The following is a 15,232-nucleotide window of genomic DNA, read 5'->3' as shown; positions in this document are numbered from 1 at the left end:
CTCAGGAGACGTTATTCTGTTGATTCGAGCGTTTGCGGCAGGCTATCGGACTCAGTTGCAGCTATTTACTCAAAACCACACTGTTTATCCACAAATGTTGGCCAATAAGTGCTATACAGTCCGATAACGCAGCAAAATGAGATTAAATGGCGAAATAGCTGCAATACGGTCCGTAACACACTGAACTCTCTTAGCTACTTGAGATAATGGGGGGATTGGAATCCCCCTTAAACTTCCTAAGCTACTTGAGGAACATTGGAGTTTTGGAATCCTGCTACTGGATAACATACTTTTCGCCGATGGATCGGACTCAGGAGACGTTATTTTGTTCATTCGAGCGTTTGCGGCAGGCTATCGGACTCAGTTGCAGCTATTTACTCAAAACTACACTGTTTATCCACAAATGTTGGCCAATAAGTGCTATACAGTCCGATAACGCAGCAAAATGAGATTAAATGGCGAAATAGCTGCAATACGGTCCGAAACACACTGAACTTCCTTGGCTACTATACAAAATGGGAGATTTGGAATCCCCCTTGAACTTCTTAGCTACTTGTAATAATGGGAGTTTTTGAATCCCTCTTAAACTTCTTAGTTACTTGAGATACCCGTTATCTGGAGATATACAGCCAATACTCCAACAACAAAAAGGCTCAGCCTATAGCTGAACCTTTTGTTTGCTTTTTAAAGCCAATTCCTTGGATCTAGCGCTCATGTTCCGTTAAAAATCAAACAGCGTAGTGGTTAAGTAACGTTCACCGGTATCCGGCAGAATCACCACGATGGTCTTGTCCTTATTCTCAGGACGCTTAGCGATTTGTGTAGCTGCGTAAACAGCTGCTCCGGAGGAGATACCCACCAGCAATCCTTCTGTTCGCGCAAGTGCACGTGATACGCTATAGGCATCATCATTTTTCACCTGAAAAATCTCATCCACTACTTCATTATCGTAATTCTCAGGAATAAAGTTTGCTCCAATGCCCTGAATCCCATGTCCCTTAGGACGGCCTCCTGATAAAACAGGAGAGTCAAACGGCTCGATGGCGACAATTTGGACTGCGGGGTTCTTTTCTTTCAACGCTTTCCCAACACCCGAGATAGTGCCTCCAGAACCAACACCCGCTATGAAAATATCAACATCTCCATCGGTATCCCGCCAAATCTCCTCTGCTGTAGTCGTTCTGTGTATTTCCGGGTTCGCAGGATTGCTGAATTGTTGGGGAATAAATGAATTTGGAATTTCCGCAGCTAATTGTTCTGCCTTTCTTACAGCTCCGCTCATTCCTTCAGTTCCCGGTGTTAACACAAGCTCAGCACCTAATGCCAGCATTAATTTACGGCGTTCAATACTAAATGTATCTGGTAGGACGATGATCAGTGAATACCCTAAGCTAGCAGCTGCAAAAGCAAGTCCTATCCCAGTGTTTCCACTAGTAGGCTCAATAATGACAGAATCTTTATTGATGAGACCTCTCTCTTCCGCATCTTTGATCATTGCATATCCAATACGATCTTTAACACTACCTGCAGGATTAAAAGATTCCAGCTTGGCAAGAACCCTTGCTTCTACGTTTTGGGTTTTACTATACTTTGAAATCTCTAATAACGGTGTATTTCCGATCAGATCGGTTAAGCTCTTATAAATATTAGCCATAATGATCCGCACCTCATTTCTTAATTTCCAATCAAATTACTCTGTATTAAGTCTAGCAGGATTTAAAGGATTTACAACCTATTCATTCTTAGTAGTCGCAAACTTGAGGCCTTTAATTCGTACTACGTCTAACCGAAACACTTGACTCTCGCACGATTAATCGCGGATCAAGCTGCACCCTTTGATACTCCCCGGTAATATTATCCTGAATACGTTGCAAAAGAAGCTGTGTGGCTAATCGTGCCACTTCATTCCCCATGATGGAAACTGAACTAATCTGAGGCGTTGTGATAGTTGTCCATGCGTTATTATCTACCCCAACCACCGCCACATCTTCTGGAACACGTACGCCTAATTCTTTAAACCGATTCACAATACCTATGGCCACCATGTCATTCACTGCATAAATAGCGTCTGGCATATGCGTCAGGCTGTAGAAATAGTCAGCGGCTTGTAGTCCAGTTTGCAAGGAAAAGTCTTCGCCAAAATAAACAAGCGAAATATCCACTTGATTTAAAGCTTGCTGATAAGCAAGATAACGATCTTCAATAAGATCTTTTTGTGCCCCTGCATATGCAATCCTAGTACGACCGATATTGATTAAATGCTCCATCACTAATTGTCCTTCAAAACGTGACAAACTAACGATGTCAGCTTTCACATTTTCTGTGATTCTTTTCCCGTAGTTAATGATAGAGACCGGAACACTCGATTTATTAATTAACTCTACCATGGACTTTGGATAAGCAAGAGGCATGATAATGAGTCCATCTACATGTAATTTTTTGACCTCACGGATTGTTTCGAGCTCAGTCCGCGGGTTGCCAGAAGTATTAATCTGGATTACCCGATAGCTATGTTGTTTGGCGGCTTGCTCTACGGACCAGGCGATATCCGGAATAATTGCGTTGCGAATGTCAGGAACGGCCAGAGCAATTTGCTTCGTTTGGCGGATTTTGAGGCTTTGCGCAGAGGTATTTGGAGTGAAACCCATCTCCTCAATCACTTGCAGTACCAGCGCCTTGGTCTTGGAACTAATTCCCTCTGAATTATTAATGGCTCTTGAGACAGTAGCAATACCTACCCCCGCCCGTTTCGCTACATCCTCTATGGTTACTTTGTTTTTATTAGCCACTCTGATAGTCCCCTTATTTCCGGAATCGTTTTCGTATTTATCTCTATTCCACTCATCTAAAATCAAAATTCCAATGTATAGATTATAACATAATAGTACATAGAAGAATACTTATCTCAACGACTAATGTGAGCCTAAAGGCTTGATATAACTCTGTTTTAGTGAAATATTTCACTAATTTTCAATATTAATATTTTCATTATTTAAATTTGACAATATGAAAATTATGTGACATATTTGTTCTCGGAAACGTTTCCTCTTTTCCAGAAATAAAACACTATTTATTATCAATTATTAATCTAGGAGATGAATGATATGCAAGCATTAAGATGGCATAACGTCAAAGATCTACGGTTAGAAACGATTGAAGAACCAGCAGCCCTTGAAGGGAAAGTGAAAATCAAAATCGAATGGTGCGGAATTTGTGGCAGCGATCTTCACGAATATGTAGCCGGTCCTATTTTCATTCCCCAAGGAACAGATCATCCCCTTACTGGTGAAAAAGCTCCAGTCGTAATGGGACATGAATTCTCTGGACAAATCGTAGAAGTAGGTCAAGGCGTTAGCAAGTTTAATGTTGGTGATCGCGTCGTCGTAGAGCCTGTTTTTGCATGTGGTGAATGTGTGGCTTGTCGACAAGGTAAATATAATCTTTGTGAAAAAATGGGCTTCCTAGGTTTGGCTGGTGGTGGCGGTGGATTCTCAGAATACGTCGCAGCAGACCAACATATGGTGCACAAAATTCCAGACAGCTTATCCTATGAACAAGGTGCTCTGGTGGAACCTTCTGCCGTTGCTCTACACGCTGTTCGTTCCAGTCAACTGAAGGTTGGAGATAAAGCTGTAGTATTCGGTGCTGGCCCAATCGGTTTGCTGGTCATTGAAGCTTTGAAAGCATCCGGCGCAGCTGAAATCTATGTGGTAGAACTTTCCGAGGAACGTAAGAGTAAAGCTAAGGAACTTGGTGGTATTGTAATCGATCCTAAACAATATGATGTGGTCGAAGAAATTCAAAAACGTACCGATGGTGGCGTAGATGTTGCGTTTGAAGTGACAGGTGTACCTCCCGTTCTAACCCAAGCCATTAATTCCACTAAATTGAGTGGACAAATCATGATCGTTAGTATTTTCGAAAAAGATGCTACGATTACTCCAAACAATATCGTACTTAAAGAACGCAACTTAACTGGTATCATTGGTTACCGTGATGTTTTCCCCGCTGTAATTAGCTTGATGGAACAAGGATACTTCCCTGCTGAAAAACTTGTTACTAAGAGAATTAAACTGAATGAAGTGATTGATCACGGGTTTGAGGCTCTTTTGAAAGAAAAAAATCAAGTAAAAATCCTTGTAAGTCCTAAACAATAACCATAAGCAGCCTATTGGCTGAATCATAAAAGAAGGCGCTGCCCCAAGCAGCTCTTTCTAGAATTTGTAGCGGTCTCTGTTATTAAAAAAAACCAGGCAGCGATTCTCCGGGATTGGAGTATCACTGCCTGGTGTTTTTGATCTGTGGGGGGTGTTTAAGCAAATTTATGGGCAAATCCTTATACGCTCTGGCTTAACTCGCTTAATCATCCGCTGATCCACCAAAGTATATTCATCCTCACTAAGCAGGAGTTGCAAGTCTGATGCCTTGAAGAAATCCTTTCAGACAGAACGTAGCTTCCGGTGCATTCCCTCTTGTTATACTTCTAGCACCTAATTTAAAGGATTCGAATGAGATAATGGAGAGTGATATAGGGTAAATGTGAAATAACTGTATTCTGTACACTTATTCCGTATGCAAAAGTAACTATTCTTGTTTTAATTGTATTCTGTACAATTAAAACCCTGAAAATCCACCTATAAGAAATTAAATGAGGAATATAGATGTACTAAATACAGTTATATCTATACCCCGACCAATTAAGGAATTATAGTTGTACAAAATACAATTAAACGCTCACTCTGCTTTAACAAATTGCTTCCGTCACCACTCTGATTCATCAATTATAGATGAAGTGTAGCTCCCTATGGAACGGCCCCTAGCCCGTTTGTTTGCTTCATCTATACTTATGCGTATTTATCATTTATCAAATAATGCAGATTCTCTTTTACAGCAGGCCATTCGGTATCCAATATGCTAAAGACCACATTATCATGAATCGATCCGTCAGACTTGATTCTATGCTTACGCAGAACCCCTTCTTTAACCGCCCCTATTCGTTCTACTGCTCTTTGTGACCTCAAGTTGTTCGCGACCACTGTAAATTCTACGCGGATCAGCTTTAGTTCTTCAAAACAATAGTGTAGCAGCAGCGACTTGCCTTCTGTGTTCACACTAGTTCTCCAATAGTCTGGTGAGATCCAGGTACATCCAATTTCAGCGTTACGATGAACCAAATCCGGATACATAATACGAGTGGTTCCGATAATTCGCTCCGTTGCTTTATCAATGATAGTAAAGGTAATTTGTGAACCGTTCTTTTGATTCGCTAAAGCTGTTGAGATTAATCCTTGCACCTGCTCGTCCGACGTTATTTTTCGCCAGGTAAATTCCCAGATGTCTGGATTTCTTAACACTCTCGCCAATCCTTCTGCATGACTTTCATCTATTGGAACCAGCTTAATCGATTTCCCGTCAAGTATTTGAGTATTCATAACACTCATTTGGTGCACCGTTCTCTCAATGAAATATGCTGAATGATATCTGCAATTTCTTCCACACGAAAGGCGATATGGTCTGCACCGGCTTGTTCAAGCTCTTCCTTGGGACCATAACCAAAAGTCACTCCAATGGATTCAACACTACAGCCAATAGCACCGATGATATCATGCTTACGATCTCCTATCATTACCGCTTCCTCTGGATGTATGTCATTCTCATCAAGCACGTACTGAATAACCTCTTGCTTCTTAGAACGGGTACCGTCCAGATTACTTCCTCCGATATGTTTGAAATAATGATCGAGCTTATAATGCTCAAGAATCTGTGCTGCAAAAACAGTCGGTTTGGAGGTTGCTACATACAATGAGTATCCATTCGTCTTAAGTCCCTCCAGCAATTGGGGTATACCTTCAATCACCATATTCTCAAATAATCCCGTGGCACTGTAACGCTCCCGGTAAAAAGCAACCGCTTGAAGCGCTTGTTCCTCAGTGAAATGGTGCAGCTCGATAAATGAATCATATAACGGAGGACCTATGTAAGGAAGAAGCTCATCCAAATGCTCGATCTGTATATCAAATTTGTTCAAAGCGTATTCTACGCTTTTGGTGATGCCTTCTTTGGGGTCTGTTAAAGTACCATCTAAATCAAATAAAATGTTTTGTAATCCTCTTCCCACGGTTGTCTTGCTCCCCTCGACTGTTATTATTGCATATATTTATCATACCTTCGTTTCCACATACTTTCCACATACTTCTCGAATACGATAAGTAACTGAAGCTATTACATATTATCGGAGGAGTATCTTATGAACATGACGCATTACATGTCTTTGCTAGCGGACAACCAGCCTTGGAATTTGATTATATTCATGGCCATCCCCGTGATTTTTGCTGAGACGATTACCATTACAGAGTTTATTATTTTGTTCACCAAGAATCTAACAGGCCCACTACGATCCTTCAACAAAGTCTGCAGCATACTCGCAGGGATATATTTCACAGGTGTATTCCTCTACTTGTTCCCGACTGCGTTTATTCCTTTGTCTGTGAATGGGGAATGGCACACATGGGTTGATATCGTAGCCGTGGGCTTCTATTTAAGCGGAGTACTCTTCTTATTGCCACTGGCTTTGTTAGATCTTGGTCTGATTGCCCGTAAACGATCGGAAGAGCACAAGATGAAGCTGCATTTTCTGCTTATTAGTGGATTCTTGGTCGTGGCGCATATCGCGATGATATTTGGGATGATTAATCCGGAAATTGTAGGGAGTATGGGTGGAATGGGCGATATGATGCATTAAAGTTTATTAACAAAACGTAATCTAAGACAAAAAGCAGATCAAGGATAAAACCTTGATCTGCTTTTTGTATCGTACCGGTTATCCTGCGTTTTGTACAGTTACCACAGTACGCTTCTTGCGTAATAAAAACATCAGTGGAAATCCAAACAAAACAATAATGGAACCTACCACAAAAACATCATTCACACCCATCGTGAACGATAGCAAACGTATCGAATCTGTATTACTTGCACCGGAGCTGATCAACTCTTTAGAGTGGAGTAAGGATCTACTCGACAGCAGGGAGGTGAATACTGCAATCCCAAGTGAGCTTAACACATTGCGGACCCAGTTGTTGATCGACGTAGCATGTCCAGACCATTCGACAGGAATTTCCTCCATTGAGGCTGTACTGCTTGGAACATTGGCTAGTCCAATGCCGAGATTACGAACGACCATCGCCCACATAATAAAGCTATAAGATATGTTCGTTTGCAGCCGACTAAGCATGAATAAGCCGATGAATATAAATAAAATACCCGCAGAAATCAACTTCACAGGTCCGAACTTTGGATACAGCTTACCTACGATTGGACTCAATAAGGCAAGGAGGATCGAGGACGGCAATAAAATCAGCCCTGTTTTAAGCGTTGTAGCCCCTTCTACCGTTTGTAAGAACAAAGGGGTTAAATAGGTTCCGGCATACATCGCAATCGTAACTAAACTATAGATACTAAGCATGGCGGTAAAACGGCGATTACGGAATACACGCAAATTCAGCAGAGGTACCTCCGCCTTCAGCTCGCGCAAAACAAACAAAACTAACAACACAACTCCCAAAAGGATTAACGATAAGGTTTTCCACGAAGTCCATCCCCAGCTATTGCCTTGGCTAAATGCAGTTAATAATGATAAACTACCGAGGACAACGGTAAGGAAACCAGGAATATCAAATGACTTCGGAATATTCATTCGATAATACGGAATTAACGTTAGGGTTAGAATAACAGCTATGATTCCAATAGGGATGTTAATTAAAAATAACCAATGCCAGCTGGCATATTGGAGCAGCCACCCGCTAAACGTTGGTCCTATGGCTGGCGCGACCATCGCGGATAACGACCAGAGGCTTACTGCAAAAGGTCTGCGTTCTCCCGGTATTACTTGAAATATGATGGTCATCGTACAAGCCATGATGAGACCGCTGCACGAACCCTGAAGCATCCGAAATACAATTAATGATGTTGGATCCCATGCCAAAGCACAAAACAAAGAGAACATGGTGAATCCCATCAAGGCGAAAAGATAAAGCCTTTTGTAGCTGAATCTTCCTCCGAGATATCCCGCGAGTGGTGCGGTTACTCCTGTCGCCAGCATAAAACCGGTGACCATCCATTGCATGGTGTTCAGACTCGTATTGAAATGATCCATTAAAAGAGGAACAGCAATGTTGATCGTCGTTGTACTTAAGACAGAGACGAAATTCCCGAAGAATATGGCAATCATGATCGGCCAAAAATGTATTTTGCTTGCTTGATTTTCTTCCATGCTTCCCCTCCTCATTATTTTTTATATGTCTACTTTTACATATATAAGGTGACTTGAATAATGTTATAATCGTACGATCAATATGTCAATGATGACATATGCCCGAAAAATTCAATGAAAACGGATTTATAATAACTGGAGGGCTTTATAGTAATGAATACACTGTCTTATGGACTTCTAGCTTTACTTAGCGCTAACTCATTGTCTGGATATGAATTAACTCAGAATATCAAGCCGCTCTGGCGTGCTGGACATAGTCAGATCTACCCTCTATTAATGAGCATGGAGCAGCAAGGTTATATCACCTTTAAGCTCATTGAACAGACCGATAAACCGGATAAAAAAGAATACTCCATTACGAAAGCAGGACTGGAGCAATTGCGGCAATGGGTGGAAACTACTGCAGAGCCTCCGGTGCTGCGGGATGAGCTGCATTTTAAGCTGTATAGCTTATGGCTATCCAACCCGGAAGAAGCCAAGGACCTATTGCTAAAACGTGCAGAGTTTTGTAAAAGTGAGCTGGAGCGATACAAGGTTTTGCTCAAAGCAAACGAAGTCTTGCGTGATGAATGCGGTGAGACTCGTGAGTTAAAAGCCACCACTTTTGGACGTTATTTACTGATCCACAAACGTGTGCTTGATATGGAGAGCTCTATACAATTTTGCGAATGGGCACTTGAAGAGCTTGAGTCGAATCAATAACATTATAAACAAGCAAAAAAGAGACCTCATTTTGTATCTGAAGTCTCTTTTTACTTACATTTATTCGGATTTAGATAGATTAAATAGTTGCACCTCGCAACGAGTACCCGCTCCAGGCTGACTCATCATTCGAATCTTGCCTCCATGCAATTCCACCAGCTTTTTAACAATGGAAAGCCCCAGACCTGAACCACCGTATTGTCTTGAACGTGATTTCTCTACCCGGTAGAAACGTTCGAAGATATAGGGAAGCTCTTTCTCAGGAATACCTATTCCTGTATCTTCAACTATTAGAGTTGCAGCATCCGCTGCAAATTCCACATGAACAATAATCTCGCCTTCATCCGTATAACGAATTGCATTTTCCAGAAGGTTCATTATAATCTGTTCCATACGTTTTTGATCTCCACGGATCATATACGCATCTCCGCTAAGCTGAAGCTTCAGGTGTAATCCCTTCTCTTTTGCTTTCAGTTCAACTCTGCGCACGGCTTGTTCCGCTAGCTTACTGAGATCGATCCACTCTTGGGTAAGTGTAACCTTTCCTTCCTCCATCTTTGCCAGTTCAAATAAATCATCCACCAGATGCTGGAGCCGATGTGCTTCCTGATGAATGATGTCCAGGTATAGATCTCTTTCCCCTTCGGTCTCGTAAAGTCCATCTTTTATAACCTTGGTGTACCCCTCCAAATATGTAATGGGCGTTCTCAGCTCATGTGAGATATTTGCCAGAAATTCCTGCCTTGTATCCCTGTATCGTTGCAGATCGACAGCCAGATCATTTATGGCCTCTGCCAAAAAACCAATCTCATCGTTACTACGTATAGACAGTCTCGTTTCCAGCTCGCCAGCCGCGATTTTCCGGGTTGCCTTTTGCATCTTGATCAGAGGTCTGGACAAAATCATGGCGATCACACCAGTGATCCCTAAAGCCAATATAAAAGCCCCTATTCCTGCAATCAGCAGCAGGTTCCGGATGGAAGCCAAAGATTGCTTCATACTCTCTGTAGAGGACATTACATAAAGTGCAGACTGAGTTGTATCCCCCTCCATTATTGGTTTTCCAATGATAAAATAAGAATATCCAGCAGGATCTTTATACTCAAAATCAACACTTTTCCCAGCGAAAATCCGGCTAACATCCGAAGCTTGGATGAATGAACGATCCATACGATCATGTGCACCCGAGTGGAGTATCACATGGCCATCCTTCGAGATATTAAAGATACTGACATCCGAAAATTCTGCAAAGGTACTCATCATCTGCTCGTTTGAACTATCCTGCGATTCCGCCATTCCAATAAAATGTGAGGTGAGTTCCTCCGTCTCTTTTTGCATCTCGTTGTAATAGAAGCTTGTAAACATCCGGTCTATAGTAATTCCAAGAACAAGCAAAACAACCACAAAAACAGACATAATAACAAAACCGAGCTTAAGTCCGATGATGTTATTTTTCATACCTGATTACCGGGAGCATGAAATTTATAACCTAATCCCCACACCGTCTGAACCGGATTATAGGCTAGGCCTGCTTTATGTAGTTTCTCGCGGATATTCTTAATATGAGTGTCAATAACACGATTCTCCCCCTCATAATTATTCCCCCATAATCGCTCCACCAGTTCTTCTCTCGTAAAAACCCGGGTAGTGTTTTGCGCCAAAGTGGCCAGTAGATCAAACTCCTTGAGCGTGAATTCAATGGATGTATCCTGAATATGTACCTCCCTAGCTTCTGGGTATATTTTAAAATCAGGGTATGTGAGCACCTTTTCCTGAGGTTGTTGAACAAAAGTAAGTGCTGAACGCCGCAGCAGAGAATAAATCCTAGCCACTAATTCTTCCGGCTCAAACGGTTTAGTAAGATAATCATCTGCGCCTATACCGAGACCACGTACCTTATCCTTGGTTTCAGAACGTGCGGTTAGCATTAGAATTGGGATAGAGCTTGACTCCCTCACCAGCTTGCAGACCTGCCAGCCATCCATATCCGGCATCATCACATCCAGCAAGATTAGGTCAAAGCTGTGTTGTTTCAACAGTTGGAGTGCCTCATGACCCGTTGACGCCTCTTTTGTAGACATCCCTTCTTTACTTAAATAAATCCGCAATAAATTCCGCATGTTCCATTCATCATCTACGATCAGTATCTGTAGCTTATTCAAGCCGTTCACCCTCTTTATGACCTAGTTCTTCTCATTATACAAAAAAAACACAGAACAAGCCGACATCATCCCTAAATGATGCCAGCCTCTGATGATGGTTAGTGACCGGAATGCGGATTGCCTCCTGCAGCAGGTGAGATTTCTAGCATGTCATCGATTTCACTTTGTGCTCGCTCATTTATTGTAAGGTTATCCCCACTTATCCAAGCATGATTGTAAGGACCTTCTGCTGGTGAATCTTGAAATTTAGGTTGAAGCTCCATCATATACTCCATTACTGAATCTGGCAGCCCGTCTTTTTCCGTAAAAATAAGCGGCGCATGTTTCCCCAAATGAGAAAAAGGCGCAGCGGCGATAGCGAGCATCGTTGAATCCGTGGTTAACAAAGACAGGTTATGACCGGGTGTATTGATTCCCCAGCCGAATCCGTTATTGGCATCCTTAAAACTTGCAAAAGCTATAGCGTTCTTAAAAACATCTTCTCCAGCTATACGGAGAACTGTTCCGTATTCTTTTAATTGCTTTTCTACATCTGCTGAGACAATGTCTTCTGGTCCTAGGATGTAAATGGTTGCGCTACCTCCACGTTCTTTTAAAGCCTCGACCGTTGAGTTAGGAATTTCGTCTTTGGTTACAAAGAGAAGAGGTTCAGGCATATGTGCGATCCAATTCACTGCTGGCAACGTGTACTCAGGGCTATCCATAGAACCAATAATGACCGACTTTGGAAGTTCACCCGCTGCTTTGGCGTAATAAGTATCTATAGCCTGAGCTACTGCCGCTGGCTCATCCCCTTCTATCCGGTCTACTTTTAAATCAATGGCCTTTAATTGTTGTTCGACATTGGATGCCATAGGCCCAACAAGCACTACCTGAACCCCTTTATTGCCTTCAGCACCTATTGGATTCAGTCGCTTAAGTTCAGCGAGAGTAACCTCAGGAACCCCTTCTTTTGTAGTATACAGTACAGGCCCATTACTGGGATGATGAATCAAATCTGCACTAACTGCGGCGATCTGCCAATTACTCACATCCGTCAAAACTACACTTGAAGGTCTATTATTCTTTGTTTGCGCAGTCCATAAAGTCTGAGAAACTAACACTGCGGCTTGAATCGGATCTGAAGTGTTAATACGAGTAGTATTCTTCGTAGCTATCCATGGTTGCTCCACCGTTGCAGAACTAGCTTGCGAATTAACCTTAGATGGAACATTATTGCCTGATTGGCAGCTTGTTAACACTGTACTCAAAAGCAAACTAACGGCAACAAATGGTATGATTTTTTTCATCCTAAACCCTCCTGTATGATGTTCTCGCTTGATTTAGAGTAGTTTAGTCTACAAATGTGTGGAAAGTATGTAGAATTTAAAATAAATAAAATTTGTATATAATGCAAAAAGAGCATCCCGTAAGCCATGAATGACTCAGGATGCTCTTGGTTTAAAGTTTTTTCAACACTTACCAGTGTTTAGCGATAAAAGTATCCCGACCGGATTGCTCCCGATCTTCTTTGTAGTGCTTGGGATTCTTATGATGATAATCCTGATGGTACTCTTCTGCACGATAAAAAGTTGGCGCCGGAAGAATTTCCGTAACGACTGGACCGGAGAATCTGCCACTGACCGCAACCTGTTCCTTCGAGGCAAGAGCTGCTAAACGCTGTTCTTCATTATAATAGAAGATCGCTGTCCGGTACTGAGTTCCTCGATCCTGGAATTGCCCACCATCATCGGTAGGGTCAATCTGAGGCCAATATAATTCAAGCAGCTTCTCGTATGAAAAAAGCGCTGGATCAAACGTAATCTGCACAACCTCGTAATGCCCCGTTGTTCCGGTTTTGACTTCTTCGTAGGTTGGATTCTCAGTTATCCCTCCCGCATATCCCGATACAATTCCATGAATGCCTGGTAATTCCTCAAACGGTGTCACCATGCACCAAAAACATCCGCCTGCAAACATCGCTTGTTCCATATGATCCAATCTCTCCCTATCTATCTTCATCTAATTAAGAATATATGCTATGACGATAAAGCCAAAAGATCATAAAGTCAATGGAAGTCCGAAGCACCATTAGAATTCAATTCTCCAAAACGTTATAATATAACAACAACAGAAGTAGAAAGGAATGCGCTATGAGAAAAAATCGTTTAGGACAATCCGATTTGTATGTAAGTGAGATAGGACTTGGCTGTATGTCTTTGGGTACGGATGAGGCGAAAGCCATTTCCATTGTTCATGAAGCACTCGATCAAGGAATCAATTTTGTTGATACAGCAGATCTTTATGATGAGGGCCGTAATGAAGAAATTATTGGCCAAGCCATTCGTCAACGTCGACAGGATGTAATCCTGACCACAAAAGTTGGCAACCGCAGAATTCCCGGCCAAGAAGGCTGGAGCTGGGACCCTTCAAAAGCCTATATTAAAAATGCAGTCAAAGATAGTCTTAAACGGCTGCAAACCGATTACATCGATCTATACCAGCTGCATGGCGGCACTATTGAAGATCCAATTGACGAAACGATTGAAGCTTTTGAAGAACTTAAGCAAGAGGGTCTTATCCGCTATTATGGGATCTCTTCTATTCGTCCTAATGTAATTAGAGAATATGTGAAAAAATCAAATATCGTAAGTGTTATGAGCCAATATAGCATTTTAGATCGACGTCCTGAGGAAGAAATCCTTCCTCTGCTAGCAAAGCATGGAATTAGCATGATCGCACGCGGGCCTCTAGCAGGGGGCATTCTATCAGAGCGTGGTCGCAGCAAGGCGGAGAAGAATTACTTAGATTACAGTAGTGAGGAACTTCTGAATTTGCATGATCAGCTTTCGCAGGAAACTAGTGACTCTCGCAATCTTGCACAAACAGCGCTTCATTATCCACTAGCTAATCCATCTGTAGCTGTTATTATTCCTGGGGCAAGCAGTCTGGAGCAATTAAAAAGCAATGTAATGGCTGCTGATGTAGCTCCACTCACTTCGGAGGAACTTGCAGACATTCAGCGGATAAGCAAAGCAAATCGTTACAAGCTTCATGTATAGATTAGTCACTTTCGTTAAAAACAATGAGGTGTCCATAGCCATACAATGGCTGTTGGGCACCCCCTACTTTTTGAAGCTACCTGATCGCTGATCTAATCCTTAAACTTGGTTTAATTAAGTACTAATCACACTTATGAATCGCACTATAGGACACAGTTGACCTTATACGCTACTTTTTCCTATATTAAGGGTGCTCGCGGACTCCATAGTCGCTATGAGCATGATAATCACCATATATCACCCTCTATTTAAGGAATAGCAGCACTGGAGTCCGAAATCATGCTCCAACGCCTAAATATATACAAATAACGTCATCTGGGTCCGAAAGTATTCTAGTCACTCCGCGTGACACATCCAGCCTGCCATAATTCCAGTAGAATAAAATCGAGTGATTCTTGTGAAGCCTGATTCTTTCAATAACTCTTCAATTTGTTTTTCGGGAAGGAAAGAAATTTTTGTAATATTGCTACTTACATTATCAAACGCATCGGGAGATTCATACCCTGCAACCCAAAAGCTTTTCCATACGTTTATTCTGTCGTGGAGTTCAGGATCATCCAAATCTCCATATGCACTTACGAGAACAAATGGAGCACCCGGTTTCAGATTATCCTTTATGGAGCGTAGCAATTTCAATTTTTCTTGAACATCATGGATGAAATGAAGGACCAAAATACAACTTGCCACATCGAACTTTGAGTCCTGCTGAGGAAGATCATCGATTGTCCCAGAAATCAGACTGACACGGCTCTCTAAGCCCAGTTCATCTATCTTTAATTTCGCGATCTTAAGCATATCTTCCGAAGGATCCACTCCAGTAAATGTCCAGTTTGGGTTAGATGGCCCCCATGCCGAAAATTCATTTCCTCCGCCCGCACCGACCACGAGCATAGATACAGGGATGTCACCTAACTCGAAGCGAAAATAAGATTGGATCATCGAAAATAATGAATCATAAGAGGGAATCGAAATATGAGTGGTTTTTTCATAGGTCGCCCTCTTGGCATTTAATTTTTGCTCTTCAGTCATTGTAATCATCCTCCATTGTTTTAAACTTC

The 15,232-nt window shown here is 42.0% G+C and carries 14 protein-coding genes; 4 read left to right on the top strand and 10 right to left on the bottom strand.

All coding sequences use genetic code 11. The features are described from left to right. Positions 1-721: 721 nt before the first annotated feature. Positions 722-1,654, bottom strand: coding sequence for a cysteine synthase A (cysK, locus tag NST58_RS15455; protein ID WP_076129370.1), 933 nt, complete (start codon positions 1,652-1,654; stop codon positions 722-724). Between the two features lie 112 nt (positions 1,655-1,766). Then, positions 1,767-2,789: a LacI family DNA-binding transcriptional regulator gene (locus NST58_RS15450; RefSeq protein WP_339248641.1), complete on the bottom strand. Its 1,023-nt coding sequence runs from the start codon at positions 2,787-2,789 to the stop codon at positions 1,767-1,769. Positions 2,790-3,104: 315 nt separating this feature from the next. On the opposite strand from NST58_RS15450, the gene NST58_RS15445 reads away from it, so the two are divergent. Continuing rightward, entirely contained in the window at positions 3,105-4,157 is a 1,053-nt protein-coding gene (locus NST58_RS15445; RefSeq protein WP_339248640.1) for a 2,3-butanediol dehydrogenase, read from the top strand. Positions 4,158-4,844: 687 nt separating this feature from the next. Here the strand turns inward: NST58_RS15445 and NST58_RS15440 are convergent. Together NST58_RS15440 and NST58_RS15435 are read right to left on the bottom strand one after the other, a co-directional pair. Next, positions 4,845-5,441 (bottom strand): GNAT family N-acetyltransferase, encoded by a 597-nt coding sequence (locus tag NST58_RS15440; RefSeq protein WP_339248638.1) that lies wholly within the window; start codon positions 5,439-5,441, stop codon positions 4,845-4,847. Continuing rightward, a complete protein-coding gene (locus NST58_RS15435; protein ID WP_076219101.1) occupies positions 5,438-6,118 on the bottom strand; it encodes an HAD family hydrolase in 681 nt (226 codons plus the stop codon). Before NST58_RS15435 ends, NST58_RS15440 begins: the two co-directional genes overlap by 4 nt. A 129-nt stretch (positions 6,119-6,247) precedes the next feature. Here NST58_RS15435 and NST58_RS15430 point away from each other — a divergent pair, with 129 nt between their 5' ends. Then, on the top strand, positions 6,248-6,742 hold the full coding sequence (locus NST58_RS15430; RefSeq protein ID WP_076129365.1) for a DUF6803 family protein: 495 nt from the start codon (positions 6,248-6,250) through the stop codon (positions 6,740-6,742). Between the two features lie 78 nt (positions 6,743-6,820). Here the strand turns inward: NST58_RS15430 and NST58_RS15425 are convergent, their stop codons facing one another. Next, positions 6,821-8,269 (bottom strand): MDR family MFS transporter, encoded by a 1,449-nt coding sequence (locus NST58_RS15425; RefSeq protein ID WP_076185870.1) that lies wholly within the window; start codon positions 8,267-8,269, stop codon positions 6,821-6,823. A 153-nt stretch (positions 8,270-8,422) separates the two neighbouring features. Between NST58_RS15425 and NST58_RS15420 the strand changes: the two genes are divergently transcribed. Beyond that, entirely contained in the window at positions 8,423-8,971 is a 549-nt protein-coding gene (locus tag NST58_RS15420) for a PadR family transcriptional regulator (RefSeq protein WP_076302009.1), read from the top strand. Between the two features lie 60 nt (positions 8,972-9,031). Here NST58_RS15420 and NST58_RS15415 read toward each other — a convergent pair whose 3' ends face one another. The 4 genes from NST58_RS15415 to msrA all read right to left on the bottom strand — a co-directional run bounded on the left by NST58_RS15415 (position 9,032) and on the right by msrA (position 13,104). Next, positions 9,032-10,429 carry a HAMP domain-containing sensor histidine kinase gene (locus NST58_RS15415; protein ID WP_339248636.1) on the bottom strand — a complete coding sequence of 466 codons (1,398 nt, stop codon included), beginning with the start codon at positions 10,427-10,429 and terminating at the stop codon, positions 9,032-9,034. Beyond that, positions 10,426-11,133, bottom strand: coding sequence for a response regulator transcription factor (locus tag NST58_RS15410; RefSeq protein ID WP_179089399.1), 708 nt, complete (start codon positions 11,131-11,133; stop codon positions 10,426-10,428). Before NST58_RS15410 ends, NST58_RS15415 begins: the two co-directional genes overlap by 4 nt. A gap of 98 nt (positions 11,134-11,231) precedes the next feature. Continuing rightward, on the bottom strand, positions 11,232-12,422 hold the full coding sequence (locus tag NST58_RS15405) for an ArsR family transcriptional regulator (RefSeq protein WP_076302007.1): 1,191 nt from the start codon (positions 12,420-12,422) through the stop codon (positions 11,232-11,234). 169 nt (positions 12,423-12,591) lie between these two features. Continuing rightward, a complete protein-coding gene (gene msrA / locus NST58_RS15400; protein WP_076302006.1) occupies positions 12,592-13,104 on the bottom strand; it encodes a peptide-methionine (S)-S-oxide reductase MsrA in 513 nt (170 codons plus the stop codon). A 161-nt stretch (positions 13,105-13,265) separates the two neighbouring features. On the opposite strand from msrA, the gene NST58_RS15395 reads away from it, so the two are divergent. Beyond that, positions 13,266-14,174, top strand: a complete 909-nt coding sequence (locus tag NST58_RS15395) for an aldo/keto reductase (RefSeq protein ID WP_076302005.1) — start codon at positions 13,266-13,268, stop codon at positions 14,172-14,174. 336 nt (positions 14,175-14,510) lie between these two features. Here the strand turns inward: NST58_RS15395 and NST58_RS15390 are convergent, their stop codons facing one another. Then, the gene (locus NST58_RS15390; RefSeq protein ID WP_076302004.1) at positions 14,511-15,203 is read right to left on the bottom strand and encodes a class I SAM-dependent methyltransferase; all 693 of its coding nucleotides are present in this window, start codon (positions 15,201-15,203) and stop codon (positions 14,511-14,513) included. Between the last annotated feature and the right edge of the window lie 29 nt (positions 15,204-15,232).

Origin of the sequence: Paenibacillus sp. FSL R10-2796 (assembly GCF_037965315.1) — a bacterium.
Lineage (GTDB): Bacteria > Bacillota > Bacilli > Paenibacillales > Paenibacillaceae > Paenibacillus_AQ > Paenibacillus_AQ odorifer.
Note: the sequence above shows the minus strand (reverse complement) of the source record. Positions and strands in the feature narration are given on the sequence as shown.